Origin of the sequence: Microbacterium sp. AG790 (assembly GCF_003634765.1) — a bacterium.
Lineage (GTDB): Bacteria > Actinomycetota > Actinomycetes > Actinomycetales > Microbacteriaceae > Microbacterium.
In genome coordinates, this window is sequence record NZ_RBWZ01000006.1 from 788,949 (window position 1) to 814,205 (window position 25,257).

Consider the following 25,257-nt stretch of genomic DNA (forward strand, 5'->3'; position numbering starts at 1 on the left):
ATGTTGGCCTCGCCAACAATGCCACTGTAGAAGTCCGCCGTTTCGCCGGTGTTACGGTCGCGTGTGCGTCGATGTCGCCGCGGAATCACGCGGCGCGCGGGGCTCTAGAGTGAGGCCCATGCCGACGCCCGCGCTCGCCGCCACCCGCCTCGACGACTGGCTGCAGCAGTTGTCCGCGCCCGTCCCCGATCCCGGCGGCGGCGCCGCCGCGGGGATCGTGATCGCCACCGGTGCCGCGCTGGTCGCGATGGCCGCCGGCTACGCGCCGGCCGAGGCTGCGGCGGAGATCGCGGCCGCGGCGACTCGGGTGCGCGGCGATGCGCTCGCCGCCGCGGAGCACGACGGGCGGATGTCGGGCCGGCTCGTCGCGGCCTTCCGACGCCCCATCGACGACCCCGAGCGCCGCGAGGTGCTGCGCGCCGCCACCGTCGCCGCCGCTGACGCCGGCGCCGACCTGGTCGCACTCGCGGCATCCCTCGACGGGCCCCTCCTCTGGCTGGAGCGCTTCGGCGAGGAACGCCTGGCCCCCGATGTCGCCGTCGCCGCGCGGATGCTCGCCTGCGGCATCCGCTCGACGGCCGTGAACATCCGGGGAAACACGACCAGCGCCGCCGCCGCGGGAGTCGACGCCTTGACCCTCGAGCGCCTGCGTGACGCGTGTGATCGGGCGACGCAGGCCGCCGCCGACCTGGACGCGGTGGCAGAACGGGTGACCGCGGCGCTCTGAGCACACGCCGATGCCCTGACCCCCGCGGGGGAGTCAGGGCATCGGCGGTGAGGGCGGTCAGTTCATCTTGATCGACGTGTCGATGAACTGGTTCGTGTAGAGCGCGGACGGATCGATCGCCGAGGCGGCGGCCTGCGTGATGCTGCCGGCGGTGACGAGGAAGGGCGTGAAGTCCTTCACGATCGACCCCATGCGGTCGGGGTCGAACTGCCCGAACACGCCCGATGCCTTGTCGTTGGCGACGAGGCCGAGCTTCTTCTGCTGCTCGACCGAGAACTGCGCGACGCCCTCGGAGTAGGTCCAGCCCGTGTCGTACTTCTCGACGAGATCCAGGATCACGGCGTTGCCGTGCTCGGGGGAGTTGAGGAAGTCGATCTGCGACTGCTGCATGATCGGGACGAGCTTCTTCAGGCAGTCGGCCTTGTCGGTGACGTCGGCCTTTCGCACCGCGAGCGGCTCGGGGTAGATGTTGTAGCCCAGCTCGGACAGCAGCTGGTAGCCGACGTCCTTGCCCCACTGCGAGATCTCGTTCTTGTAGATGTAGGGCTCAGCGGTCGCGAAGCCCTGCTGCAGGATCTTCGGGTCGGAGACGAAGCGCTGCGGGGTGCCCTCGTAGCTCGTGTCGATCTGCGACTTCGTGATGACGCCCTGCGAGAGCAGGAGGTTCGGGATCACGTCGCCGGAGGTGACGATCGGGTCGCCGCCGGAGGCTGCCTCCTTGATCGTCGTCGCGCCGTTGTGGCTGGCCGGGTCCCACATGAGGATCTGCGGGCTGAAGGTCAGCTGCGAGGTCACCGCGACGGTGGGCTGGTCGGCGTTCGCGACGATCGCCGCGTCGGTGTTGACGGCGCCGATGAGGATGTCGGTGTCGAGGTACATCAGGGCGGGGACGGGCTGGAAGTTGACCGCAGGGCCGCCGGAGCGCACCTCGATCTTGACGCCGGTGTCGGTGCCGTTGACGACGAGCGGGCCGGTGACCGTCTTTTTGTCGGTGTCGACGGTGTAGCCGTCGCCGACGAGGTTGTACATGGCGCCGTGCTCGGACTCGGGCTGCCAGTCCTGCTGCATGACGACGGTCGCCGGGCAGACGCTCGCGAGGTCGAGCGGGCCGCCCTTCTCGGCGACGTTCGCCGCCGAGGTGGTCGCCGGAGCCGCGGCGTCGGTGCTGGAACATCCCGCGACGGCGGCGACGGTGGCGGCGAGCGCTCCGATCGCGACGGTGCGTGCGATCACGCGGCGGGAGAGAAAGGCGGGCTGTGACACGGTGTCCTCCTGGAAGGCTTCGGGTGCGGTGTGGACAGGCGGGTGGTGCGTGTTCGTGGTGCGGGAAGGAGAAGAAGAGGTGGTTCAGCGGGTGGCGACGCCGAACAGACGACCGACGACGACGCGGTCCAGTGCGGCGAAGATCGAGAAGACGATCACGCCGAACAGCGCCGTGAAGATGATCGCGAGGAACAGCGGCTCCATGTTCAGACGCAGCGTGTAGGTGCGCAGCAGTCCGCCGATGCCCTGGCTGCCCTGCTGGAAGAAGAAGTCGCCGACGATCGCGCCGATGACGGCGAGGCCGGCCGACTGGCGCAGGCCCGTGAAGATCGACGGGATGGCCGCGGGCAGCATGAGCTTCGTCATCCGCTGCCACTTGGTGGCCTTCTGCAGCGTGAACAGATCGTGGGCGGCGGGCGTGGCCGACTGCAGGCCGAACAGCGTGTTGGAGATCATCGGGAACACCGCGATGATGACGCAGACCACGATGCGGGCCGGCAGCCCGTAGCCCATCCAGATGCCGATCAGCGGGGTGAGGGCGAGGATCGGGATCGTCTGCAGGATGACGGCGTAGGGGTAGAGGATCTTCTCGGCGAGGGTCCACTGCGACATGACGATCGCCCACCCCATGCCGATCACGACGGCGATCGCGAGGCCGATGAGGGCGACGGTGATGGTCTGACCGAGCGCGGCGATCATCGGCCCGATCACCTTGTCGTTGCCGATGGTCTCTGCCAGCACCTGATGGGGCGGAGGCAGCAGGAAGCGGCGGCTCTCGCTGAGCAGCAGGTACGACACGGCGTACCAGATCGCGATGATGCCGAGGAGGGCCGCGACGATCGGGAACGCGCGCGACCAGGCGCGGCGGGCGACGCTCGCCGCACCGCTCGGGCGGGCCGGACGGGCGGCCATGATCGCGGTCGTCGTCTCGGCGGATGCCGCGGCATCCCCGACGGGCGCGGAGGGTGCCGACTCGGCGAGCGATGCCGGGGCCTTCAGGGCGAGGTTCTGGCTCACGAGTGCGCCTCCAAAGCGTGCGAGAGGTGTCCGACGATGCGCCCGAACTCGGGTTCGTAGCGCAGCTCGGGGGATCGGGGATAGGACCAGGGCAGCTCGATGTCGTCGACGATGCGGCCGGGCCGTCCACTCATCACGAGCACGCGGCTGGAGAGGTAGACGGCCTCCGAGATCGAGTGCGTGATGAACATCGCGGCGAAGCCCTTGAGCTGGAACAGGCGCTGCAGTTCGGTCTGCATCTTCAGGCGGGTGATCTCGTCGAGGGCGCCGAACGGCTCGTCGAAGAGAGCGAGCTGCGGCTCGGCGACGAGTGCGCGGGCGATCGAGACGCGCATGCGCATACCGCCGGACAGCGCACGCGGATGCTGGTTCTCGAAGCCCTTCAGCCCGACCAGTTCGAGGGCCTCGGCGGCGCGGCGGCGTCGCTCGGCCGCTCCCACGCCGGCGAGCTCGCCCACCAGCTCGACGTTGCGCTGGGCTGTGCGCCACTCGAGCAGTGTCGCCTCCTGGAAGACGAAGCTGGTCGTGTCGGCGCGGACGTCGACCGCTCCCTCGGTGGCGTCGTCGAGGCCGGCGGCCAAGCGCAGCAGAGTCGACTTTCCGCAGCCGGACGGGCCGACCACTGACACGAACTCGCCGGGACGGACGTCGATCGACACGCCCTCCAGAGCGCGGGTGCCGGTGGCGAACACCTTGGCGACGTCGGTGAAGGCGAGCGTCGGTGCGGTGGTGGGATCCACCGCTGTCGCGGCGGTGGCCGGCGCGACAGCGGATTCGATGGTGGTGCTCATAGCAGGGCTCCCTCGGAGGTCGGGGCGGAGGGCGGGGTGGGCAGGGCGCGCAGGTCGAGCACGCTGCTGACCACGCGGCGGCGGACGGCGATCACGCGCCCGTCGCGGATGACGATGCGCTCGGGGGCGCGCTCGGCGAGCGCCTCGGCGGTGTGCGCGGCGCGCACGAGCACGACGTCGGCGACATCGCCGACGCGACCTCGAGCCGGTGGCAGTCCGAATGCGGCGCGTCCGCCGTGCGAGCTGACGTGCCATGCTTCGGCGGGCGTGAGGTGACCGGCGACGACGAGCTCGGAGGCGACATCGACCATGTCGGCGTTGCCGAGCGGGTTGAAGGGGTCCTGCACGTTGTCGCCGCCGGCGGCCAGCGTGATGCCGGCGGCGAGGATCTCGCGCAGCGGCGGGATGCCGCGGGGCGTGGCGACCGGGTGCTGCCAGCCCTGCAGGTAGAGGTTGGTCAGCGGATTGGTGATGATCGAGACGCCGGCCTCGGCGACGGCGGCGAGGGTGCGGGCGCGCGTGGCGGCATCCTGCGTGGACAGGCTCACGCAATGACCCGCCGAACGGATGACACCGGCCGGCCAGTGGCGTGTGCGGGCGGCGAGTTCGGCGAGACCCGTGGATGCCGGATCGAGCGTCTCGTCGGTGTGCAGGTCCATGCCGAGGCCGAACTGCTCAGCGAAGGCGGCGTTGCGCTCCAGATCGGCGCTCGGGTCCTCGGCGAGGTGGGGGAAGCCGCCGATGAGGTCGATGCCGAGGGCGACCGCCGCGCGCCCGAGGTCGTCGGGGCCGTCGGAGGCGCCGGGGCTGGCGACGATCTGCAGGTCGACGATGCCGGCGAACTCGTCGCGCAGCTCGACGAGGGCGCGCACCCCGCGGAGGGGGTCGTCGCCCAGGTGGTAGTTCGTGTGCGAGCGCACGGCCGTGACACCGGCGTGCAGCGCGGCCACCAGGTGCCGCCGGGCGCCGGCCTTGATGTCGGCGGAGGAGTGGTTCTCGCCGTGGTCGATCCAGCACGCGATCGCGTCGTCGAGCGATCCCTCCGGCTGGCCGAACGAGGTCCAGGTGTAGCCCTTGTCGAGGTGCGCGTGCAGATCCGCCAGCGGCGGCAGGGCGATCCAGCCGGTCGCGTCGACCGTCTCGCCGTCGGTGTCGCCCGCGAGGTCCGACGCGTCCGCATCGACCACGACGCCTCCCGCGAAGGCCAGGCTGTCGCCGATCTCGCCGCACGGGGTGAGGCCCGTCAGGGCGGCGATGCGCTGGCCCGGCTCCAGGAGTTCGGCATCCATCTGATCGTCCTCCTCGGGGTCTGCGGTGTCGCGTGATGTTGTTGGTATGGCCAACATCGGGTGAGAATCAGTAAACGCTCGACGTGTTTCCTGCCAGGCCTGTCGGGATTGCGGCCGTGTTAAATCCGCGCGAAGAGTGCGGCCGGTCGGCGCCCCCGCGCATAGGGGGCGTTGTGCGAGCGGAGAGAGTGGGAGCCATGAGCTACTTCAGTGACGTCGAACGCGACCTCGTGGTCGCCGCCCGCACCGTGCTGGCCGACGGGGTCGTGGCGCTGGACCTCGTCGCGCACAATGGCCGCGACCTGCCGGTCTGGGAGCCCGGGGCGCATGTCGATCTGATCTTCTCCGACGCGCGCGTGCCCGCGGCCGAGCGCGTCGAGCGGCAGTACTCGCTCTGCGGCGACGCGGCCGATCGTTCCACCTGGCGCGTCGCGGTGCTGCGCGAAGACGAGGGGAGGGGCGGATCGGTGCGGGTGCACGAGGAGGTGCAGGTCGGTCAGCGCCTGCGCGTGCGCGGACCACGCAACCACTTCGCCTACGAGATCGTTCCCGCCGTCACCCACCGCTTCGTGGCCGGCGGCATCGGGATCACACCCATCCTCGGCATGGTCCGCGCGTCGGCGCACGCCGGCGCGGAGTGGACCCTCGATTACGCCGGACGATCGCTGTCGACGATGGCGTTCGTCGACGAGCTGCGCGCCCTCGACGCCGGCGCGGGCCGGGTGCGCTTGTACCCTGCCGACCGCGGTGCGCGTCTCGACGTGGCCGGGGTGGTGGATGCCGCGGGCGACGGCGGTCCGGTCTACGCGTGCGGGCCCGCCCGGCTGATCGCCGCCCTCGAGGACGGCTTCGAGGCCGCCGGGCGCGCGGGGGCGCTGCACGTCGAGCGGTTCGAGGCGATCGAATACGGCGAGCCGGTCTGGCCGGATCCGTTCGAGGTCGAGCTCGCCCTCTCGGGCGAGATCGTCACCGTGCAGCCGGGGCAGTCGGTGCTGGAGGCGATCGAAGAGCAGAGTCCCACGACGATGGTGCTCTCCAGCTGCCGGCGCGGCACGTGCGGAACCTGCGAGGTGCCCGTCCTGGAAGGCGAGATCGAGCACCGCGACTCCGTGCTCACGCCGCTGGAGCGCGAGCAGAGCGCGGTCATGATGGTGTGCGTCTCGCGCGCGGCCTGCCCGCGGATCGTGCTCGACGCCTGAGTCGACGTCTGAGCCGATGTCTGAGTCGCGCCGCGGTGTTCAGCGGCCGACGCGCTCCCGGAGGGTCGCGGTGAGGGCGTCTTCGTCGGCGGTGACGAGCCGGTAGTCGCGGACGACGACACGTCCCGCGACCACGACATGACGGGGCCGACGCCCCGGGTGGGCCCAGAGCAGGCCCGCGACCGGGTCGGCCACTCCGGCGTCGGCGACCCCCGAGACGTCCCAGACGCAGAAGTCGCCCGCCGCGCCCGGGGTCAGGATGCCGAGGTCGGCGCGACCGAGGCCGCTCGCTCCGCCGGAGGTGGCCATGGCGAGCACGTCGCGGGCCGGCAGGGCGGTGCCGACCAGGCCCGACACCTGCATCGCCAGGCGCGCGTCGGCGAGCAGGTGCCCGGCGTCGTTGGAGCCGCCGCCGGAGGTGCCCAGTCCCACGGCGATGCCGGCCTCCTGCAGGCGGCGCACCGGCGCGATGCCCCAGCCCATCGGCACATCGCACCCCGGGGCGTGGGTCGCGGTGATGCCGGCGGCGGCGAGCCGCGCGATCTCCTCGTCGGTGACGTCGCACAGGTGCGCGATCGTCACGCCCGGCTCGAGCCAGCCCCATTCCTCGAGGAGGTCCAGGGGTCGCCGCCCGTAGCGGGCCAGGGCGATCTCGGTGTCGACCTGCTCGTTCGCCTGCGTGCGTCGGCGCAGACCGTAGCGCCGGGCGATCTCGCCCAGCGCGCGGAAGGTCTCCTCGCTGTCGGAGTGCACGCCGGCGGGGCCGACGGCGAGCTGCAGCATGCCGTCGGCGCTCGTGCCCCCGGAAGACGACGCTGCAGCCTCGGGCAGCAGGGCGCGCACGATCGCGTCCGCGCTCGCTGCCGCGGCATCCGGCGCATCGCGCGCCGAGCCGCGCACGAACACGAGCCGGGCGCCGAGCGCCGCGGAGGCGGCCGCGATCGCACGCGCGATGTCCACGGTGTCGCCGACCGGGTCGTCGCTTCTGGCCGGGTCGGGCCAGTTCAGCTGATGGTCGGCGACCGTCGTCACCCCGCTCAGCAGTGACTCGGCCACGCCGACGCCGGCGGTCGCGCCGACCAGGGATGCGTCGATATGGGCGTCGGCGTAGGCGGCGGCCATGGCCGGCAGCCACTCGCGCATCGGCACGCCGCGGGTGCCCGGGAGGGTGCGAAAGCCCGACTGCAGCAGGTGGTGATGCGCGTTGACGAGGCCGGGGGTGACGATTCCGCCGTCCGCGTCGAGGGTGTCGATGCTCTCCTCCGGTGCGGGTGCGGATGCCGTGCCGGCGACCCGTCCGCGTCGGATCACGAGGTCGCCGCCGCGGTCGCGGGCGGGGTCGTCGAAGCGTTCCACGATGCGCGCGGCGCCGGTGAGGATGAGCGATCCGGTCATGCCGTCCGTCCTATCAGCCGCATGTTTCGGGCAGATGTGCGGGCCGACGCGCAATGTCCGAACCCGTTCCTATCTTCGAGACAAGCACATTGAAGTAGTCGAATACATGTTCTAATCTGTCGAAGTGAGGCCGATCGTGGGGACCGTTGCTGCCGCGGATGTCGCGGGCACCGTGAGCACCCTGCGCGCTCAGATGGAGCGTATGCAGGGGCGTCGCCTCGACACGCCCGTGCTCCCCGTCGCCCCGGCGCTGGCGGAGCTGCTGCCCGGCGGCGGCCTGCGAACAGGGGGAGCCTACGCGCTCGGGCGGTCGATGGCGCTGCTGTTCGCCCTGCTCGCCGAGCCCTCGCAGGCCGGGTCGTGGTGCGCCGTGGTCGGCATGCCGCACGTGGGCGTCGAAGCGGCCCGCGCCGCCGGGGTCGATCTGTCGCGGCTCGTGCTCGTGCCCGACCCGGGAGAGCGGTGGCTGGCCGTCACCTCGACCCTCGCCGACGTGCTGTCGGTGGTCGCGGTGCGCCCGCCGTCGCGGGCGAAGGACAGCGAGGTCGCCCGGCTGGCCGCCCGCATGCGCGAGCGGGAGGCGGTGCTGCTCGTGCAGGGGCCGTGGCCGCAGACCGAGGCGATGATCGATGTGTCCGATCCGTCGTGGTCGGGCCTCGGCGAGGGGCACGGCATCCTGTCGGGGCGCGAGCTGACGGTCACCGTGACCAGCCGCCGTGCGCCGGTGCCGCGCTCGCGTCGCCTGATGCTGCCCGACGATCGGGGGCGCCTGGGCGGCGGGTCTCAGCCCACCCGCACGCGCCTTCCCGAACCCCTGCCGATGAGACGGGCGGTGTGAGATGGGCGTCGTCCCTGCGGGCACCCCGCCGCGGAGCCTGGTCGTCTGGGTGCCCGACTGGCCGATCGTCGCGACCACCCGCGACGGCGACGAGCCCCTCGACGCCACGGAGCCGATCGCCGTGTTCGAGAAGGGTGCCGTCATCGCCTGTTCCGCGGCGGCGCGCGCCGCGGGTGTGCGCCGGCGCATGCGCCGCCGCGATGCCCAGGCGCGCTGCCCGCAGCTGACGGTGGTGGATGCCGACGCCGTGCGCGATCACCGCGCGTTCGCTCCGCTGATCGCGGCGATCGAAGAGGTCGCGCCGAACGTGCAGGTGATGCAGCCCGGGCTGTGCGCGCTGCGTGCCCGGGGTCCGGCGCGCTACTTCGGCGGCGAGGCGGCCGCCGCCACCGTGCTGGCCGGAGCGATCGCCGCGCTGGGCGTCGACGACGTGCGCGTGGGCATCGCCGACGGCACCTTCACGGCCGAACAGGCGGCGCGCTCCGGCACCCGGCGCGAGGATCCGGTGCGGATCGTGCCCGCCGGCACCGCGGCGGACTTCCTCGCACCGCTGCCGGTCGTCGTGCTCGATGAGGAGCTGGCCTCGCTGTTCGGCCGGCTCGGTGTGCAGACGGTCGGCGAGGTCGCCGCGCTCGGCGCCGACCGCCTGGTCGAGCGCTTCGGTGCCCGCGGCCAGTGGCTGTACGCCCTGTCATCCGGCCGCGATCCCCGACCGGTCACCGCCCGCACGCCCCCGCCCGAACTGCACCGCGAGGTGGCGTTCGAGCCGCCGGTGGAGACCGCCGATCAGATCGCCTTCGCCCTGCGGGTTCCCGCCGCGGAGTTCGTCTCCCGTCTGGGTGCGCAGGGGTTGGTCTGCACCGAACTGCGCGTCGTGCTGACCGGCGATCGCGGCGAGCGCAGCGAACGGGTCTGGCTGCACCCGGGGGCGTTCGATGCGGCCGCCGTCGTCGACCGGGTGCGGTGGCAGCTCGCCGAGCAGGGGCCCGGCGGAGCGAAGAGCGTGGCGCCGTCGAGCCACGTGCCCGGGCAGCTGCGCAGCGCCGTGGCGCGGGTGCGCATCGAACCCGAGGCGGTGGATGCCGCCGCGCACCACACCGCACGTCTGTTCGGATCGGGGCCCGAGGAGCGCGTGCACCGCGCGCTCTCGCGCGTGCAGGCGATGCTCGGCCATCAGGGCGTGCTGACGCCGGCCGTCGGCGGAGGGCGCTGGCTGGGCGAGCGGCAGCGCCTCGTGCCGTGGGGCGATGTCGCGGGCGACCTGCAGGCAGGAGAGCGGCCCTGGCCGGGGAGCCTTCCCGATCCGCTGCCCTCGGCGGTGTTCGCCGAGCCGGTTCCGGTGGCGGTGCTCGACGACGACGGCGACATGATCGCCGTCGATGCGCGTGGCGAGCCCACGGCGACGCCCACCGTGATCGAGCTCGGAGGCAGACGCCGCGGCATCCGCACCTGGGCCGGGCCGTGGCCGGTCATCGAACGCGAGTGGGATCCGGCGCGGGCGCGGCGGGCGCATCGCTTCCAGATGGTCGACGATGCCCAGGGGGCGTGGCTGCTGGTGTGCGAGGAAGGCGTCTGGCAGATCGAGGGGAGGTACGACTGATGGGGTTCAACAATCCGTCGGTGCGCTGGTCCGAGATGGCGCGGCTGCTGGGCTCTCCCGATATCGGCGGCGACACGCAACCCGACGGCGGTGACGGCCCGGCTTTCTCGCGCAAGCGGGGAAAGTACGAGCCGCCTCCGATCGAACGTCCCGCGGATGCCGTGCCCTACGCCGAACTGCACGCGCACTCGTCGTTCTCCTTCCTCGACGGCGCCTCCTCGCCGGCGGAGCTTGCGGAAGAGGCCGAACGGCTGGGGTTGCACGCGCTCGCGATCACCGACCACGACGGGTTCTACGGCATCGCCCGCTTCGCCGAGGCGGCGGAGCAGCTGCAGCTGAAGACCGTCTTCGGGGCGGAGCTGACGCTCGCCGCCGGAGGCGACGGGGACGTGAGCGCGTCGCCGGCCGGACTGCTGAGCGGACCGAGTCCGGCCCGGTCGGGGGCGGCCGATCCGCAGGGCTCGCACCTGCTCGTGCTGGCCCGTCGTGAGGAGGGGTATCACCGTCTCGCCGCGGCGATCACGCATGCTCAGCTCGCCGGCGGCGAGAAAGGGCGTCCCTGGTACGACCTCGACGACCTCGCCGATCGCAGCGGCGGCCACTGGGCGGTGCTCACCGGATGCCGCAAGGGCGCCGTGCGGCAGGCGCTCGCCGCCGGTGGCGCGGAGGCGGCCGCATCGGCGCTCGACCGGCTCGTCGCCCTGTTCGGCTCCGAGGCGGTCTTCGTCGAGCTGATCGACCACGGGGCGCCGACCGATACGCGCGACAACGACGTGCTGGCCGCCCTGGCCGCCGCGCGCGGGCTGCCCGTGCTGGCCAGCAACAACGTGCACTATGCGGTTCCCGAACGTGTGCACCTGGCGGCGGCGGTCGCAGCGGTGCGGGCGAATCGGGGGCTGGACGAGCTCGACGGGTGGCTGCCGTCGCATGCGAGCGCCCACCTGCGCTCGGGCGCCGAGATGACGCGCCGATTCCGGCGCTATCCCGGCGCGGTCGTCCGCACGGTCACCCTCGCCGACGAGCTCGCCTTCCCGCTGCGCCGCGCCAAACCCGCGCTGCCGAAGCTCCCCGTCCCCGAAGGGCACACGCCGATGTCGTGGCTGCGCCGGCTCGTCTGGGATGCGGTGCCGCACATGTATCCCGACCTCGACGGCGACGGGCGGGCGCGCATCGAGAAGGAGCTCGGCGTCATCGAGCAGAAGGACTTCCCCGGCTACTTCCTGATCGTGCACGGCATCGTGGCCGAGGCGCGTCGACGCGGCATCCTCTGTCAGGGGCGGGGGTCGGCCGCCAACAGTGCGGTCTGCTATCTGCTGGGTATCACCGCGATCGACTCGATCTTCTACAACCTGCCCTTCGAGCGCTTCCTGTCGGCGATGCGGGAGGAGGAGCCCGACATCGACGTCGACTTCGATTCGGATCGGCGCGAAGAGATCATCCAGTGGGTCTTCGACACCTACGGGCGCGAGCGCGCGGCGCAGGTCGCGAACGTCATCCAGTACCGGCCGAAGAACGCGGTGCGCGACATGGCCAAGGCGCTCGGGCACTCACCCGGGCAGCAGGACGCCTGGTCGAAGCAGGTGGAGCGGTGGGACGGCGCCGTCGCCGGTGCGCACGACATCCCCGACCGGGTGCTCGCGTACGCCGGCGAGCTGCTGAAGGCCCCCCGCCATCTCGGCATCCATTCCGGGGGCATGGTGCTCACCGAGCGGCCGGTGGGGGAGGTGGTGCCCATCGAGCATGCGCGGATGGAGAATCGCACCGTCATCCAGTGGGACAAGGACGACGCCGCCTGGATGGGGCTCGTGAAGTTCGACCTGCTGGGACTCGGCATGCTCGCCGCCCTGCAGTACTGCTTCGACCTCATCGCGGAGGCGACGGGCGAGACGTGGACGCTGCAGAGCATTCCGAAGGAGGAGGCGGCCGTCTACGACATGCTGTGCCGCGCCGACTCGATCGGGGTGTTCCAGGTCGAATCGCGCGCGCAGATGGGCCTGCTGCCCCGGCTGCAGCCGCGACGGTTCTACGACCTGGTGATCGAGATCGCGCTGATCCGGCCCGGGCCCATCCAGGGCGGCGCGGTGCACCCGTACGTGCGGCGCAAACTCGGGCTGGAAGAGCCGACGTACGCGCACGAGAAGCTGATCCCGGTGCTGGAGCGCACCCTCGGGGTGCCGGTGTTCCAGGAGCAGCTGATGCAGATGGGCATGGCCGTCGGCGACCTCACCGGTGAGGATGCCGATGTGCTGCGCCGGGCGATGGGCTCCAAGCGCGGCATCGAGCGCATCGAGTCGGTGCGCCAGAAGCTCTACGACGGCATGGCACGCAACGGTCTGGTGGGAGCCGTCGCCGACGACATCTACGCGAAGATCCAGGCGTTCGCGAACTTCGGCTTCGCCGAGAGCCACTCCCTGTCGTTCGCGCTGCTCGTCTACGCGTCGTCATGGCTCAAGCTGCACTATCCCGGGGCGTTCCTGGCGGCCCTGCTGCGGGCGCAGCCGATGGGGTTCTACTCGCCCGCGACCCTCACCGCCGATGCCCGCCGCCACGGTGTCGTCGTGCGTCGTCCCGACCTGCACGCCTCCGGGGTGGATGCCGGGCTCGAGCCCCTCGACGCCGACAGCAGCGGTCCCTCGCCGGCTGCAGGGTCTCCGGTCGTTGAGCGAGCGAGCGCAGCGAGCGAGTCGAAACGCATCCCCACCGGCATCCCCTCCTGCACCGATCGTCACCAGCCGCCCGTGCCCCCGTTCGACATCGGAGCTCCCGATGTGTCGGCCGCCCACCGCCGCGACGCCGGTCACGCCGTGCGGCTGGGGCTCGCGGCGGTCACCGGGGTGGGAAAGCGGCTCGCGGAGCGCATCGTCGCCACCCGCGACGCCGAGGGTCCGTTCCGCGACCTGCGCGATCTCGTGCGGCGCACGGGCGCCACCGCCGCGCAGGTGGAGGCGCTGGCGACGGCGGGGGCGTTCGAGAGCATGGGCATCAGCCGCCGCGAGGGCATCTGGCTGGCCGGCGACGCGGCACAGGATCTGCCCGAGTTCCTGCCCGACTCGCTCGTCGCCGTGCAGCCGCCGTTGTTCGGCGACCCCTCGACGTACGACGTGCTGGCCGCCGATCTGTGGGCCACGGGCATCTCGACCGACGATCACCCCCTCACGCACTACCGTGCCCCGCTGGATGCCCGCGGCGTGCTCACCTCGCGAGAGCTCCGCACGCACGAGGTCGGCCGCCGGGTCGAGGTCGCGGGTCTGGTGACCCACCGGCAGCGGCCGGCGACGGCATCCGGCATCACCTTCATCAACCTCGAAGACGAGCACGGTCTCGTCAACGTCATCTGCTCGAAAGGCGTCTGGGATCGTTATCGCCGCGTGCTGCGCGACGCGCCCGCCCTCATCGCCCGCGGCATGCTGGAGCGCTCACCCGAGGGCGTCACCAACCTCGTCGCCGACGCCTTCGAAGACCTGCGCGTCGGCGTGCGCCACCGCTCCCGCGACTTCCGCTGATGCCACCGCCGCGCCGAGGCGTCAGGGGCGCCCGGCGTGCTGCTCGGTCTTGGCGAGTTGGTCGGCCAGGTCGTCGGGGGACAGGGCCGCCTCGCGGAACTCTGTGGTCAGCGGCAGACGCAGGTGCAGGTCGGTGCACAGGCACAGCTCCACCGTGCCGTGGTTCAGCACGAAGTCGAGCACGTGGCCGCCGCGCGTGCGTCCGTCGTCGATGAAGTGCGCGTGGCATCCGGGAACGCCGATGCCCTGCTCGTACAGCGGGGTGCGGAAGGCGACGATCGTGCCGTCGACCTCGTCGAACTGCAGTACGGCATCGTCATCGGTGGCCTCGGTCATCGGGCGGTACGGCTTCTGCTGGCGGGTGACCGTGCGTGCCGTTACGCGGCGGAAGCGCCCCGTGATCCGCAGGGCGTACATGTAGTTGGCCGACGCGGTGATCGCGTCGATCGCGGCCGACGCCTCCGCGCGCGTGACGCCGTCGGGGAGCGTCCGCGTGATGGTGGGCACGAAGTCGGTCACCACCGCGTACGGCGTGGCCGAGTCGGCGGATGCCGCGGCGGCGGTGCCATCGCCGCGCAGGCGGTACGCGACGCCGTCGACGACGACCATCTCGCCGTCGAGGGCATTGAACGTGCCGATGCCGAAATCGCCGTGGCCCAGCAGTTCGCCGACCGTCATGTCGTCTTCGTAGATGCCGTCCAGGAGTGCGGCCATGAGGCTCGTCTGGAACAGGGTGTGACGTTCGGCGCTCATGCGCGGTCCTTTCGGGAGGAGGGAAGGAGGATGCCGGGCGCGGGGAGTCCGCTCACAGCAGCACGTCGGCGAGCAGGTCGCCGCCCAGGCGGTGCAGGTTGTCGCGGTAGTCGACGGGGACGTCGATCACCGAGGGGCCGGGTTCGGCGATGGCGGCGAGGATCGTCGGAACGAGGTCGTCGATGGATGTGACGCGGTGGCCGTGGGCGCCGAACGACTCGGCGAACGCGACCACGTCGTAGGCGCCGAGCTCGACCGCCGCGGTGCGCCCGTACTTCTCGACCTGCTGGAAGGCGACCATGTCGTAGGCGGAGTCGTTGAAAACGATGTGGGTGAAGCTCGCGCCGACCCGCACGGCGGTCTCCAGTTCGACGGCGGAGTAGAGGAACCCGCCGTCGCCCGACACCGACACGACCGGTGCGCCCTCGTCGGCGAGGCTCGCCGCGATGGCCCACGGCAGGGCGACGCCGAGCGTCTGCTGCCCGTTGGAGAACATCAGCGAGCGGGGACGGTAGGTGCGGAAGTGGCGCGCCATGTAGAGGTAGTTCGATCCGACGTCGCAGAGCACGGTGGCCGCGTCGGGGAGGGCGGCGCGGATGCCGGCGACCACCGCGACGGGGTCGAGGCCGAACGCGTCGTCGTGGTCGGGGTCGCCGAGATCGGTGTTCTCGGCGAGGCGGGTGCGCTCGCGGTCGACGATGCGGGCGGTCTCGGCATCGCGCTCGAGGGGAAGGCCCGCGGCATCCACGGCGAGGAGCAGATCGACGAGGGTGGTCGCGAGGTCGCCGACGAGTTCCACCGTGGGCCGGTAGTCGTTGTCGATGTCGGCCGGCACGGTGTCGATGTGGACGATGCGGCGGTCCTTGCCGGCGTTCCATTCCGCGGGCACGAACTCGACGGGGTCGTAGCCCAGCGTCAGCACGAGGTCGGCGCGGTGCAGCAGCACGTCGCCGGGCTGGTTGCGGGCGAAGCCCACGCGTCCGAGGTAGTGGTGTTCGAGCTCGCGCGAGATGATGCCGGCGGCCTGGAAAGTCTCGACCACCGGCAGTCCGGTCGCGCGCAGCAGCGCGTGCAGGGCATCGACCGTGCGGGGATCGCCGCTGCGGGCTCCGGCGAGGATCACGGGAAAGCGGGCCTCACGCAGCAGTGCGGCGGCGCGATCGACGGATGCCGAGGCCGCCCCGCCGGTGACGGCGGGCACGATCGCATCGCGGAAGCCGATCGCGGTCGTCGCGGTCGAGACGTCGTAGGGGAGCACGACGGCGGCCGCGCCGCGGGGCTCTCGGGTCGCGGCGCGGAACGCGTTCACGATCGCCTCCGCGACGTTGTCGGCGGCGGTGACCTCGACCGCCGAGACCGTCACGGTCTGCAGCATGCCGACGGCATCCATCGCCTGATGCGCGCGCTTGAGGTGCTGCGTGCGCGACACGGCGCCGCAGATCGCGACGACCGGGTCGCCCTCGGTCGTCGCGGTGAGCAGCCCCGTCGCGAGGTTGGCGGTGCCGGGGCCGCTGGTGACCAGCACGACACCCGGGATGCCGGTGAGCCGGCCGACCGCGGCGGCCATGAAGACCGCGTTCTGCTCGGTGCGGCACGTGATCAGCTGCGGCGCCCCGGCGACGCCCTGCACCGCCGCGAGCGCGTCGAAGACGGGATCGATCTTGGCGCCGGGCACGCCGAACACCCACCGCACGCCGTGGGCCATGAGCACATCGACGACGCGATCCGCCGCGCGACGTCCCGCGGGCGGCGTCGGCAGGTGCGTGGCGGAGGACGACGTGGGGGGAGTGGCGACCGTGGCGATACTCATGACTCCATGCTCCGTCGCCGGCGTCCGGCGAGGAAGACGGCATCGATGATGCGAGTCATCTGATTCGCAGATGATTTCCGTCGCGTCGGTGAGCACGGCATGATCGAGGCATGGATGTCCGCCACCTCTCCGTCTTCGTCGCCGTCGCGCGGGAGATGAGCTTCACGCGGGCGGCTGACAGCCTGCTGCTGGCGCAGTCCGCGGTCTCCACCACGGTGCGGGAGCTGGAGCGCGAGCTGGGTGTCGAACTGTTCGACCGTTCTCATCGGCAGATCAGACTGACCGGCGCGGGGGAGGAGCTGCTCACGCGCGCCCGGGCGGTGCTGGAGCAGATGCGCGAGATCGGCGAGGCGGTCTCTACGGCGGCGACCGAGCTGCGGGGGGCCGTGACGATGGGCTTGATGACGGGCGTCGACCTCGTCGATGTGCCAGGGCTGCTGGGCCGTTACCACGAGCGGCATCCGGCCGTCTCGGTGCAGCTGCGGGCGACGGGGCTGGGCTCGTCGGGTCTGGTCGCCCAGCTCGAACGCGGCGAGATCGACCTCGCTCTGCTCGCGGTCGTCGATGCGCTTCCGGCGAGCCTGCGGGGTGAGGTCGTCGCCGCATCGCCGTACGTGTTGGTCGTGCCGGGGACGCACCGGCTCGCGGATGCCGACGGCGTCACCCTCGCGATGCTCGAGGGGGAGAGCTTCGTGGACCTGCCGCCGGGGTACGGGTCGCGGCGCATTGTCGACGACGCCTTCGCCCATGCCGGGGTGTCACGCCGCGTGCTCATCGAGGTCGCCGATCTTTCCACGGCCGCCGCGTACGTCCCGCAGGGACTGGGCCTGGCGATCGTGCCGCGCTTCGCGGCGCTGGCGGCCTCGTCGGGCTCGGGGCGTCCGTTCGCCGACCCCGCCCCGCGGATGCCGGTGCGCATCGTCCCGCTCGACGACGCCGTTCCGGCGTTCGAGGTGTCTCTCGCGTGGTCGCGCCGTCGCCCCCTGACTGCCGCTGCGCAGGGCCTCGTCGACCTGCTGCGCAGCGAACTGCTGCCGGGCTGACGGGCCTTCCGTCCTCGGCGCGGCGTCACTTGCCGCAGCGCCACCCGACCTCGGTGATGTCGGTGCCCACCGGACGTGCGCGGACGTCGTGGAGGCTCACCGCGCCCGCGCAGGGAACGGCGAGAAGATCCCCCTCGCGCAGATCTCCCGGCAGGCAGCATGTCGCGGAGGCGGTCCGGTCGAGTTGAGCGAGACTCGCGCCGTCGCGCGCGGCGCCGAGGAGATCGACCGGTCGTGGGCGTGCGGTGGATACCCGTCCGATGAGTCGGCACTCGCCCCAGCGCGCGGGAAGTGCTGCCAGCTGAGCGTCGACCGCCGCGCCGTGCCGATCGTCGCCTTCGTCGAGCGATACCACCCGCATCACGACGACCGTCACGTCCGTGCCGACGCCCCGCGCGCGGGCATCTCGCGCCTTCGGGTGGTACAGGTCTCCCGTCATCACACACGGCGTTCCCTCCCATTGAGCGAGGCGGACGAGCGAGACGGCACCCACGATCACGTCGTCCACAGCGGTCACCGTGTGCTCCGGCCAGAGCCGGTGATCGAGGGGGTCGGGAAGGCTGCGACGGAGCGAAGGAAGAACGGCGGTCAATGTCATGTCGTCCTTCCTACGCCGGCGAGGCACGGCCGCCGAGAGCACTCACGAAACACATACGGGTATCCCGCTCCCACGCTCATGAGGTGGTGTGCATCGCGATGTCGATCCACTCAGAGGACGAGCGCGCCACGGCCTGCGATGACCTCGACCACGGCGAGGACGAGGCCGAGGCTGAGCGAAGTGAACGAGGCGAATGAGACGATCTGGAAGGCCGCGGTCGTCGCAACCGTCCGCGAGAACGCCATGGGGACGAAGGTGGCCGGATTCACCACGCCCCCGATCAGGACCAGGATCGCGGTGAAGACGTTCATCTGCGGCACGGCGAGTGCGGTTGCTGTCATCACCGTGCCCATGATGATCCAGTCCAGGTGCACTTGTCGCACGCGCGCGGGGTCCACGATCCCCATCTTCCGCAGGCGCTCGGGGTAGTCGACCGCCATCAGCAGGATGAAGCCGGAGAGGGCGCCGAGGGCCAACGAGATCATTCCCGCGAGCAGGAGCACGGCGCTCATCCGCGCTCGCCGTCGGTGAAGTGAGCGGACGCGCGGCGCCGCCGGTCGACGCGGAGATCGAACACGTCGGAACGGGAGTAGTGCCCGGCGACGTCGAGGTCCAGGCTCATCCGGTCTCGCTCGTGCAGCGGCAGTATCGCGTGGATGGTGGTGGCCTCGCCGCGCACGGGTGGCACGATCCAGGCGCCGTCGGGCCCGATGACGCCCGAGCCTCCATCGAAAAGGACATGCGCGTCGCCGATGCCGGGGCCGACACCCGCGCGGAAGAGGCCGAGCAAGTCGTCGGGAACGTCGTCGACGGTCAGGTACTGTCCCGCGGCGAGAACGAAACACCGTCCTTCCGCCGCGTACATGCGCGATGCGACATGGTGCATCTCGGGCATGTCCGGCCACGCAGCGATATGGATCTGCTCGTCCTGCGCGTGCAGGGCTTGACGCGCCAACGGGTGGAAGTGCTCCCAGCAGATCAGCCCGCCGACGCGCCCAATGGCGGTGTCGAGCACCCGGAGGCCGGCACCGTCGCCCTCGCCCCACACGATGCGTTCGGTGTGGGTCGGTGTGAGTTTGCGGTGCACATTGAGCAGCGTTCCCTCGGGTCCGATCGTCACCAGGCTGTTGTACACCGTGCCGCTGGTCGGCGACGGTCGCTCGTTGATGCCGACCACGACGGTCGTGGCGTTGCGTTGCGCGGCTTGTCGCAGGGGTGCGAGGTCGTCGTCGGCGTCGGAAGCCGAACCCAGGACGAGGGCGTCGGCGAGGAGGCGAGCATGCCAGTCGCGCGCCAGCGGATCGTCCCATCCGGCCGCACCGAACGCCCACGCCGGGTAGCACGAGACCCATGTCTCCGGAAAGACGATGAGCTGCGCGCCGCGCTCGGCGGCATCCGCGACGTGTCGGGCGCCGCGGCGCATCGTCTCCGTCGCGTCGAGGACACACGGGGGCTGCTGGACGAGGGCCACGTGCACGCTGTCGCCGTTCATGCCTTCACCGCTTCGATGATCTGGAGTTCCTCTTCGCTGCGAGCGATCGCGGCGGCCTCGCGGTCGGCATCGATGCCCCGCGCCAGGAGAGCGTACAAGCCACCCCCGACGAGCAGGCCGGGGATGAAGGCGATGTCGGCGCCGCCGAGAGCCGCGGCGATCGGGCCCGTATAGAACGGGAGGGCGAAGAAGGGAACCATGGCCAGGAACCCGAGTGCGTACGCCAGGATGCCGCGCCACGCCCACGTGCCGTAGACGCCGTGCCGGGCGAAGATGTCGGTGATGGCGTAGTGCCCGCGCCGAACGAGGTAGAAGTCGACCAGATTCACCGCCGTCCACGGGACGAGGAAGTAGAGCATCAGAGCGACGAACCCGTTGAAGCTCGCGAGGTAGGATTCCGGGATCGCGAGTGCGATGACGGTCGACACGACGCCGACGAGTGCGAGGCCGAGGATGCGGACGCGCAGCGTGGGCCGTACCGGTACGAAACCGTCGATGGCAGTCAGTCCGGTGAGCATCGTTCCGTAGCAGTTGACCGCCGTGACGGTCAACTGCGCGATTGCCCCCACCACGACGACGACGAGCCCGAACCCCGGGAAGACGAGATCGCCGGCGGTGGTCAAAGCGGAGATGGCGTCACTCTGCTGCAGATAGCCGCCGAGCAGAGCTCCGAGGGACATGAGCCAGATCGCGGACCCGGCCGCGCCCACGTAGGTCCAGCCGATCAGTCTGGGAGCCGAGGAGTCGGCGGGCAGGTAGCGCGAGTAGTCCGAGACGTACACGGCGTAACTGATGTTGTATCCGGCGGCGAGGGACAACTGGATGAGGAAGGCGGGTCCGTTCCAGGTGTCGGGTGCCGTGATCGGTGTCGCCGTCGAGGGCAGCGTGACTGCGGCGGCGACGGTCAGCAGGCCGAACGCCGCGATGAGGACGTAGGTGAGCCAGCGCTGCACGAAGTGCAGCAGGTCGTACCCGATGATCGCGATGAGGATCGCGATGCCGATCACGAGGGGGTACCAGAGGAACTTCGACCCGGGGAGGAAGAGCTGGATGACCTGCGTGACGAGGACGGTTCCGAATACGGTGAATCCGATGTAGACGAAGATCGTCGCGATGAAGGGGATGATCGCCCCGCGCAGGCCGAACTGGGCGCGCGACTGGATCATCTGGGGTAGCCCCATTCGAGGGCCCTGGTTGGCGTGGAATGCCATGAAGAAGGTGCCGAAGCCGGCTCCGAGCGCGACGGCGAGCATGCTCCATTGCACGCCGAGCCCGAGGGATGGGCCGATGAAGCCGACGACCATCGTCAGGAAGACGAAGTTGCCGGTGAACCAGAACGGGCCCTGGTGCCAGACGCGTCCGCGGCGTTCGTTCTGCGGGATGTAATCGATCGAACGCCTCTCGAGGGCGATTGCGCCCGTCGTCAGGGCAGCGTTCGTGGGGGCGGGTGAAGATGTCATGATGCGTCTTCCTTTCGGCTCCGCGCCATTGCGGAGATGATCTCGTAGGCCACGTGGCTCGCAGCGACGGCCGTCACCTGTGCGTGGTCGTAGGGTGGTGACACCTCGACGACGTCGGCTCCGACGATGCGGTGCGTTCCGAGCGCACGCAGGAGTCCGAGCAGTTCACGGCTGGTGAGCCCACCGGCCTCGGGCGTTCCGGTGCCAGGAGCGTGAGCGGGGTCGAGGACATCGATGTCGACCGAGACGTACACCGGACGAGCTCCGACGCGCCGGTGCAGTCGATCGATCGCGTCGGGCAGACCGTGCTGCTGCAGATCGTCGCTCGTGATGTGCGCGAAGCCGAGGCGGGCGTCGTCGGCGAGATCCTCCGCCGCGTACAGGGGGCCACGGATGCCGATGTGAAGGCTGGCTTCGAGATCGATCAGCCCTTCCTCGGAGGCGCGCCGGAACGGCGTGCCGTGGGTGAGCGGTGCGCCGAAGTAGGTGTCCCACGTGTCGAGGTGCGCATCGAAGTGCACGACGGCGACCGGACCGTGTCGCTCGGCGGCGACGCGGAGCAGCGGAAGAGCGATGGTGTGGTCGCCGCCGAGGACGACCAGCCGGTCGGCCACGCTCGCGAGCTCCCGCGCGGCGGCTTCGATCTGGCCGACGGCCGCGGCGATGTCGTAGGGGTTGATGTCCATGTCGCCCGCGTCGGCGACCTGCTGGGCACGGAAGGGATGAACGTCCACGGCGGGGTTGTAGGGCCGCAGGAGGCGGGACGCCTCCCGGATGTGGGCGGGCCCGAATCGCGCACCGCTGCGGTAGCTCACGCCTGCGTCGAAGGGCGCTCCCACGACCGCCACGTCGGCCCGGCCCACATCGCGCAACGTGGGGAGTCGCGCGAAGGTGGCAATGCCGGCGAAGCGGGGGGTGATGCTGGCATCGATCGGGCCGACGGGCGGGGGCGGCGAGGACGGGGAGGGGGACGGGGGCACGGCTCTCCTTGTGACACTAATACGCAACGAATGATGCGTAATGGAAAACAAGGTCAGCATGGCGGATGACGGCTTCGACCGCAAGTACTTTCTCGTCCGGTGCGACGTTGCCGGGCGTCAGGCGCTCCACAGCGCGGGTGCGAGCACCCAGATCACTTCCGCCGGACGGCCGCCTCTGGCCCGCCACGTGTGGGGTTCTCGACCATCGAACGTGAGGGAGTCGCCGGCTTCGAGCGTGAACCGCTTGTGGGAGAACTCGACCTCCAGTGATCCCGACAGCACGTGCACGACCTCCACCTCGGCAGCGAGGGAGTACCTCTCCTCACCGCCGTGCCCGTCGGGTCCGATCTCGGAGCGGACGACCTGCACCCGCGACTCGCGCCGGGGGGTGACCAGCCGGTCGGTGCTGTCGACGCCGCCGAGATTCAAACGCAGTCGCTCGTCGTTCCGCACGAGGTGCACCTCGGGCGCCTGGAAGAGCGAGCCGACATCGAGGGAGAGGACATCGCAGAGAGCGATGAGGGTGGCGACGCTCGGCGACGCGAGATCGCGCTCCACGCGGGAGAGGAAGCCCCGCGTGAGTCCGCTTGCCTGCGCCACGTCGTCAATCGTCATCTGCTGCTGTTGACGGGCGGCGCGAATGCGTGAACCGATCTCGATCCGGTTGTTGCCGGCTTCGATGGGCGCGGATCTCATAGGGGCATCGTAGCGGCGCGGTGCCGCGGCATCCCGGGCCCCACCGCTGGTCGACGGGTGGTGTCGACACGCGAACGAGAGCGGACTCGACGATCGTCCAACCCCGTGACGCGGACAAGCGGCGTAGCGTCGAACCCATGGCGAACGTTGCAGACTTCTTCATCGACACCCTCAAGCGCGCCGGCGTCACCCGCATCTGGGGTCTTCCCGGCGACTCGCTCAACGCCTTCACCGATGCGCTGCGGCGCGACAGCGGCGACGACGCGATCCGCTGGATGCACATGCGGCACGAGGAGGCCGCCGCCTTCGCCGCCGGCGCCGAGGCCGAGCTGACGGGCGAGCTCGCCGTCGTCGCGGGCTCGTGCGGCCCCGGCAATCTGCACTTCATCAACGGTCTGTTCGACGCCAACCGCAACCGCGTGCCGCTGCTGGCGATCGCCTCGCACATTCCGTCGGCCGAGATCGGCAGCACCTACTTCCAGGAGACCCACCCGCAGGAGCTCTTCCGCGAGTGCAGCGTCTACACCGAGCTGGTGAGCGATCCGGCGCAGCTGCCGTGGGTGCTGGAGATCGCCATGCGCGCCGCGGTCGAAAAGCGCGGCGTCGCGGTCGTCGTCGTTCCCGGCGACGTGTTCTTCGCCGACGCTCCCGATCGGCGGCCGACGGCTCCGATCCGCGCCGCCGGCTCGACGGTGCTGCCTTCGGCATCCGCTCTGGCCGCCGCCGCTACCGCGCTCAACGACGCCAAGAAGGTGACGATCCTCGCCGGGTCGGGTGTCGCGGGCGCCCATGACGAGGTGCTCGCCCTCGCCGAGACGCTGCGGGCACCGATCGTGCATGCCCTGCGCGGCAAGGAGCACATCGAGTGGGACAACCCCTACGACGTGGGGATGACGGGGCTGCTGGGCTTCTCGTCGGGGTACAAGGCGATGGAGTCGTGCGACACCCTGCTCATGCTCGGCACCGACTTTCCGTACCGGCAGTTCTTCCCGTCGAAGGCGACCGTGATCCAGGTCGACATCCGCGGCGAGCAGCTGGGGCGGCGTACCCCCATCGACGTGGGCCTGGTCGGCGGCGTGAAGGAGACGGCGAACGCGCTGCTGCCGCTGCTGCGGGGCGACCGGTCGTCGAAGCATCTGGACGAGAGCGTCGCCCATTACCGCACGACGCGTGAGCGGCTCGACGACCTGGCCATCGACGACGGCAAGGCTCCGGTGCGACCGGAGTACGTCGCGCGCGTGCTCGACGAGCTCGCCGACCAGGATGCCGTGTTCACCGCCGACGTCGGAAGCCCCGTGATCTGGGCGGCGCGCTACCTGCACATGAACGGAAAGCGCCGGCTGATCGGGTCGTTCGCGCACGGGTCGATGGCCAACGCGATGCCGCAGGCGCTCGGGGTGCAGGGCGTCGACCGCTCGCGCCAGGTGATCGCGCTCGCCGGCGACGGCGGGCTGGCGATGCTCCTCGGCGATCTGCTGTCGATCCGCCAGAACGATCTGCCGGTGAAGATCGTCGTGTTCAACAACTCGTCGCTCAACTTCGTCGAGCTCGAGATGAAGGCGGCGGGCATCGTCAACTTCGGCACGGGGCTCGACAATCCGAGCTTCGCGGCGATCGCCGAGGCGATGGGCATCACCGGCATCCGTGTGGAGAAGGGCAGCGAGCTGCGCGGAGCGATCGCGCAGGCACTCGCGACCGACGGGCCGGTGCTCGTCGACGTCGTCACGGCGCGTCAGGAGCTGGCGATGCCGCCGTCGATTACGCTCGCTCAGGCGAAGGGGTTCTCACTCTGGGCGCTGCGCACCGTGCTGTCGGGGCGCGGCGACGAGCTCATCGACCTCGCCGACACGAATGTCTGGCGTCGCCTGTTCCACTGACGCGGCCTGCTCCGTCGCACGTCGGGCCAGGCGGTGGCGACGCTCGATCGCCTGCCCGGCGTAGCTCGCGCCGACGATGAGTGCCGCCCCCGCGACGCCGACAGGCCCGATCGCCTCGCCGCCGATGGCCACGCCGACCACGAGTGCCCAAACCGGTTCGGTGCCCATGAGGATGCTCGCGCGTGCGGCCGACGTGCGCCGCACCGCCCAGAGCTGCACCGCGAAGGCGAACACCGAGCACAGCAGCCCGAGGAACAGCACGTCGGCGAGGGCCGCGGCATCCAGTCGGGAGACCGCGACGGGCAGGGCGGGCCCCGCGATCGCCGAGAACACGACGCTGCCGACCACCAGCTGCACGACGACCACGCCGAGCGAGCTGTCGCGGCGCCCGCGGGTGAGGTGGCCGCTGGCGGTCACGTGCACGGCGCGCACCACTGCCGCGGCGATGACGAGGGCGTCGCCGGCGGTCGGCAGGTGGATGCCGTTGCCGGAGACGAGCAGCGCGACGCCGACGACGGCGGCCACCGCGGCGACGAAGTACGAGCGCGGCAGCCACACGCGCGACGCGATGCCCTCCAGTGCCGGCGTCATGACGAGGGCGAGGCTGATGAGCAGGCCCGCGTTGGTGGCGGAGGTGAGGCTCACGCCCCAGGTCTCCAGCCCGATGACGGCGGCCTGCGTGCCCCCGAGCGCCACCGCGATCACGAGCACGCGTCCGCGGGGGAGGCGCTGTCGGGTGAGGGCGCAGAGGATGCCGGCGCCGGCGGTGGCGACGAGGAACCGCAGCGCATTGGCGGAAGCGACCCCGGTGAGGCTGATGAGGTCTTTGGCGACGAGGAAGCTGGCCCCCCAGACGGCGGCGACCGCGAGGAGGGCGAGGTCGACGAGCAGGTCGGAGCGGCGGGTCATGCGCCCAGAGTGACAGG

Annotated in this window: 21 protein-coding genes; 7 read left to right on the top strand and 14 right to left on the bottom strand. The window is 71.1% G+C overall.

What is annotated here, in order from left to right:
* The first annotated feature begins 118 nt into the window (after positions 1 to 118).
* Complete coding sequence (locus DEU37_RS04280) at positions 119 to 727, top strand: cyclodeaminase/cyclohydrolase family protein (RefSeq protein WP_121189381.1); 609 nt, start codon at positions 119 to 121, stop codon at positions 725 to 727.
* Positions 728 to 784: 57 nt separating this feature from the next.
* On the opposite strand, the gene DEU37_RS04285 is transcribed toward DEU37_RS04280, so the two are convergent.
* From DEU37_RS04285 to DEU37_RS04300, 4 genes are all read right to left on the bottom strand, one after another.
* On the bottom strand, positions 785 to 1,990 hold the full coding sequence (locus tag DEU37_RS04285; protein ID WP_121189382.1) for a hypothetical protein: 1,206 nt from the start codon (positions 1,988 to 1,990) through the stop codon (positions 785 to 787).
* A gap of 84 nt (positions 1,991 to 2,074) precedes the next feature.
* Positions 2,075 to 3,007 (bottom strand): ABC transporter permease, encoded by a 933-nt coding sequence (locus DEU37_RS04290; RefSeq protein ID WP_121189383.1) that lies wholly within the window; start codon positions 3,005 to 3,007, stop codon positions 2,075 to 2,077.
* Positions 3,004 to 3,798: an ABC transporter ATP-binding protein gene (locus DEU37_RS04295; RefSeq protein ID WP_005051015.1), complete on the bottom strand. Its 795-nt coding sequence runs from the start codon at positions 3,796 to 3,798 to the stop codon at positions 3,004 to 3,006. The genes DEU37_RS04290 and DEU37_RS04295 overlap by 4 nt, the downstream gene beginning before the upstream one ends.
* Complete coding sequence (locus DEU37_RS04300; protein ID WP_121189384.1) at positions 3,795 to 5,087, bottom strand: amidohydrolase family protein; 1,293 nt, start codon at positions 5,085 to 5,087, stop codon at positions 3,795 to 3,797. Before DEU37_RS04300 ends, DEU37_RS04295 begins: the two co-directional genes overlap by 4 nt.
* Positions 5,088 to 5,284: 197 nt before the next feature.
* Here DEU37_RS04300 and DEU37_RS04305 point away from each other — a divergent pair, with 197 nt between their 5' ends.
* On the top strand, positions 5,285 to 6,286 hold the full coding sequence (locus tag DEU37_RS04305) for a PDR/VanB family oxidoreductase (RefSeq protein ID WP_121189385.1): 1,002 nt from the start codon (positions 5,285 to 5,287) through the stop codon (positions 6,284 to 6,286).
* A 39-nt stretch (positions 6,287 to 6,325) separates the two neighbouring features.
* Here the strand turns inward: DEU37_RS04305 and DEU37_RS04310 are convergent, their stop codons facing one another.
* Positions 6,326 to 7,681: an amidohydrolase family protein gene (locus DEU37_RS04310; RefSeq protein ID WP_121189386.1), complete on the bottom strand. Its 1,356-nt coding sequence runs from the start codon at positions 7,679 to 7,681 to the stop codon at positions 6,326 to 6,328.
* A 136-nt stretch (positions 7,682 to 7,817) separates the two neighbouring features.
* On the opposite strand from DEU37_RS04310, the gene DEU37_RS04315 reads away from it, so the two are divergent.
* The 3 genes from DEU37_RS04315 to DEU37_RS04325 are packed head-to-tail and all read left to right on the top strand — an operon-like array spanning position 7,818 to position 13,622.
* Positions 7,818 to 8,519 (top strand): hypothetical protein, encoded by a 702-nt coding sequence (locus DEU37_RS04315; RefSeq protein ID WP_036289927.1) that lies wholly within the window; start codon positions 7,818 to 7,820, stop codon positions 8,517 to 8,519.
* Between the two features lies 1 nt (position 8,520).
* On the top strand, positions 8,521 to 10,119 hold the full coding sequence (locus DEU37_RS04320; protein WP_121189387.1) for a DNA polymerase Y family protein: 1,599 nt from the start codon (positions 8,521 to 8,523) through the stop codon (positions 10,117 to 10,119).
* Positions 10,119 to 13,622, top strand: coding sequence for an error-prone DNA polymerase (locus tag DEU37_RS04325; RefSeq protein ID WP_121189388.1), 3,504 nt, complete (start codon positions 10,119 to 10,121; stop codon positions 13,620 to 13,622). The genes DEU37_RS04320 and DEU37_RS04325 overlap by 1 nt, the downstream gene beginning before the upstream one ends.
* Positions 13,623 to 13,643: 21 nt before the next feature.
* On the opposite strand, the gene budA is transcribed toward DEU37_RS04325, so the two are convergent.
* Positions 13,644 to 14,375, bottom strand: coding sequence for an acetolactate decarboxylase (gene budA, locus DEU37_RS04330; protein WP_121189389.1), 732 nt, complete (start codon positions 14,373 to 14,375; stop codon positions 13,644 to 13,646).
* A gap of 52 nt (positions 14,376 to 14,427) precedes the next feature.
* Positions 14,428 to 16,185 (bottom strand): acetolactate synthase AlsS, encoded by a 1,758-nt coding sequence (gene alsS / locus DEU37_RS04335; protein WP_121189390.1) that lies wholly within the window; start codon positions 16,183 to 16,185, stop codon positions 14,428 to 14,430.
* A gap of 110 nt (positions 16,186 to 16,295) precedes the next feature.
* Between alsS and DEU37_RS04340 the strand changes: the two genes are divergently transcribed.
* Positions 16,296 to 17,228: a LysR family transcriptional regulator gene (locus DEU37_RS04340; RefSeq protein ID WP_121189391.1), complete on the top strand. Its 933-nt coding sequence runs from the start codon at positions 16,296 to 16,298 to the stop codon at positions 17,226 to 17,228.
* Positions 17,229 to 17,253: 25 nt separating this feature from the next.
* Here the strand turns inward: DEU37_RS04340 and DEU37_RS04345 are convergent, their stop codons facing one another.
* The 6 genes from DEU37_RS04345 to DEU37_RS04370 all read right to left on the bottom strand — a co-directional run bounded on the left by DEU37_RS04345 (position 17,254) and on the right by DEU37_RS04370 (position 22,454).
* The gene (locus DEU37_RS04345; protein WP_121189392.1) at positions 17,254 to 17,826 is read right to left on the bottom strand and encodes a hypothetical protein; all 573 of its coding nucleotides are present in this window, start codon (positions 17,824 to 17,826) and stop codon (positions 17,254 to 17,256) included.
* A gap of 110 nt (positions 17,827 to 17,936) precedes the next feature.
* Positions 17,937 to 18,338, bottom strand: a complete 402-nt coding sequence (locus tag DEU37_RS04350; RefSeq protein WP_121189393.1) for a hypothetical protein — start codon at positions 18,336 to 18,338, stop codon at positions 17,937 to 17,939.
* Positions 18,335 to 19,318 carry a carbon-nitrogen hydrolase family protein gene (locus DEU37_RS04355; RefSeq protein WP_121189394.1) on the bottom strand — a complete coding sequence of 328 codons (984 nt, stop codon included), beginning with the start codon at positions 19,316 to 19,318 and terminating at the stop codon, positions 18,335 to 18,337. The genes DEU37_RS04350 and DEU37_RS04355 overlap by 4 nt, the downstream gene beginning before the upstream one ends.
* Positions 19,315 to 20,778: a cytosine permease gene (locus DEU37_RS04360; RefSeq protein ID WP_121189395.1), complete on the bottom strand. Its 1,464-nt coding sequence runs from the start codon at positions 20,776 to 20,778 to the stop codon at positions 19,315 to 19,317. Before DEU37_RS04360 ends, DEU37_RS04355 begins: the two co-directional genes overlap by 4 nt.
* Positions 20,775 to 21,758 (bottom strand): agmatinase, encoded by a 984-nt coding sequence (speB, locus tag DEU37_RS04365; RefSeq protein WP_259457129.1) that lies wholly within the window; start codon positions 21,756 to 21,758, stop codon positions 20,775 to 20,777. The genes DEU37_RS04360 and speB overlap by 4 nt, the downstream gene beginning before the upstream one ends.
* Positions 21,759 to 21,875: 117 nt before the next feature.
* Positions 21,876 to 22,454 carry a helix-turn-helix domain-containing protein gene (locus tag DEU37_RS04370; RefSeq protein ID WP_121189397.1) on the bottom strand — a complete coding sequence of 193 codons (579 nt, stop codon included), beginning with the start codon at positions 22,452 to 22,454 and terminating at the stop codon, positions 21,876 to 21,878.
* Positions 22,455 to 22,591: 137 nt separating this feature from the next.
* On the opposite strand from DEU37_RS04370, the gene poxB reads away from it, so the two are divergent.
* Positions 22,592 to 24,331: a ubiquinone-dependent pyruvate dehydrogenase gene (poxB, locus tag DEU37_RS04375; RefSeq protein WP_121189398.1), complete on the top strand. Its 1,740-nt coding sequence runs from the start codon at positions 22,592 to 22,594 to the stop codon at positions 24,329 to 24,331.
* Here the strand turns inward: poxB and DEU37_RS04380 are convergent.
* A complete protein-coding gene (locus tag DEU37_RS04380) occupies positions 24,239 to 25,240 on the bottom strand; it encodes a DMT family transporter (RefSeq protein WP_121189399.1) in 1,002 nt (333 codons plus the stop codon). The genes poxB and DEU37_RS04380 overlap by 93 nt on opposite strands.
* Positions 25,241 to 25,257 lie beyond the last annotated feature (17 nt).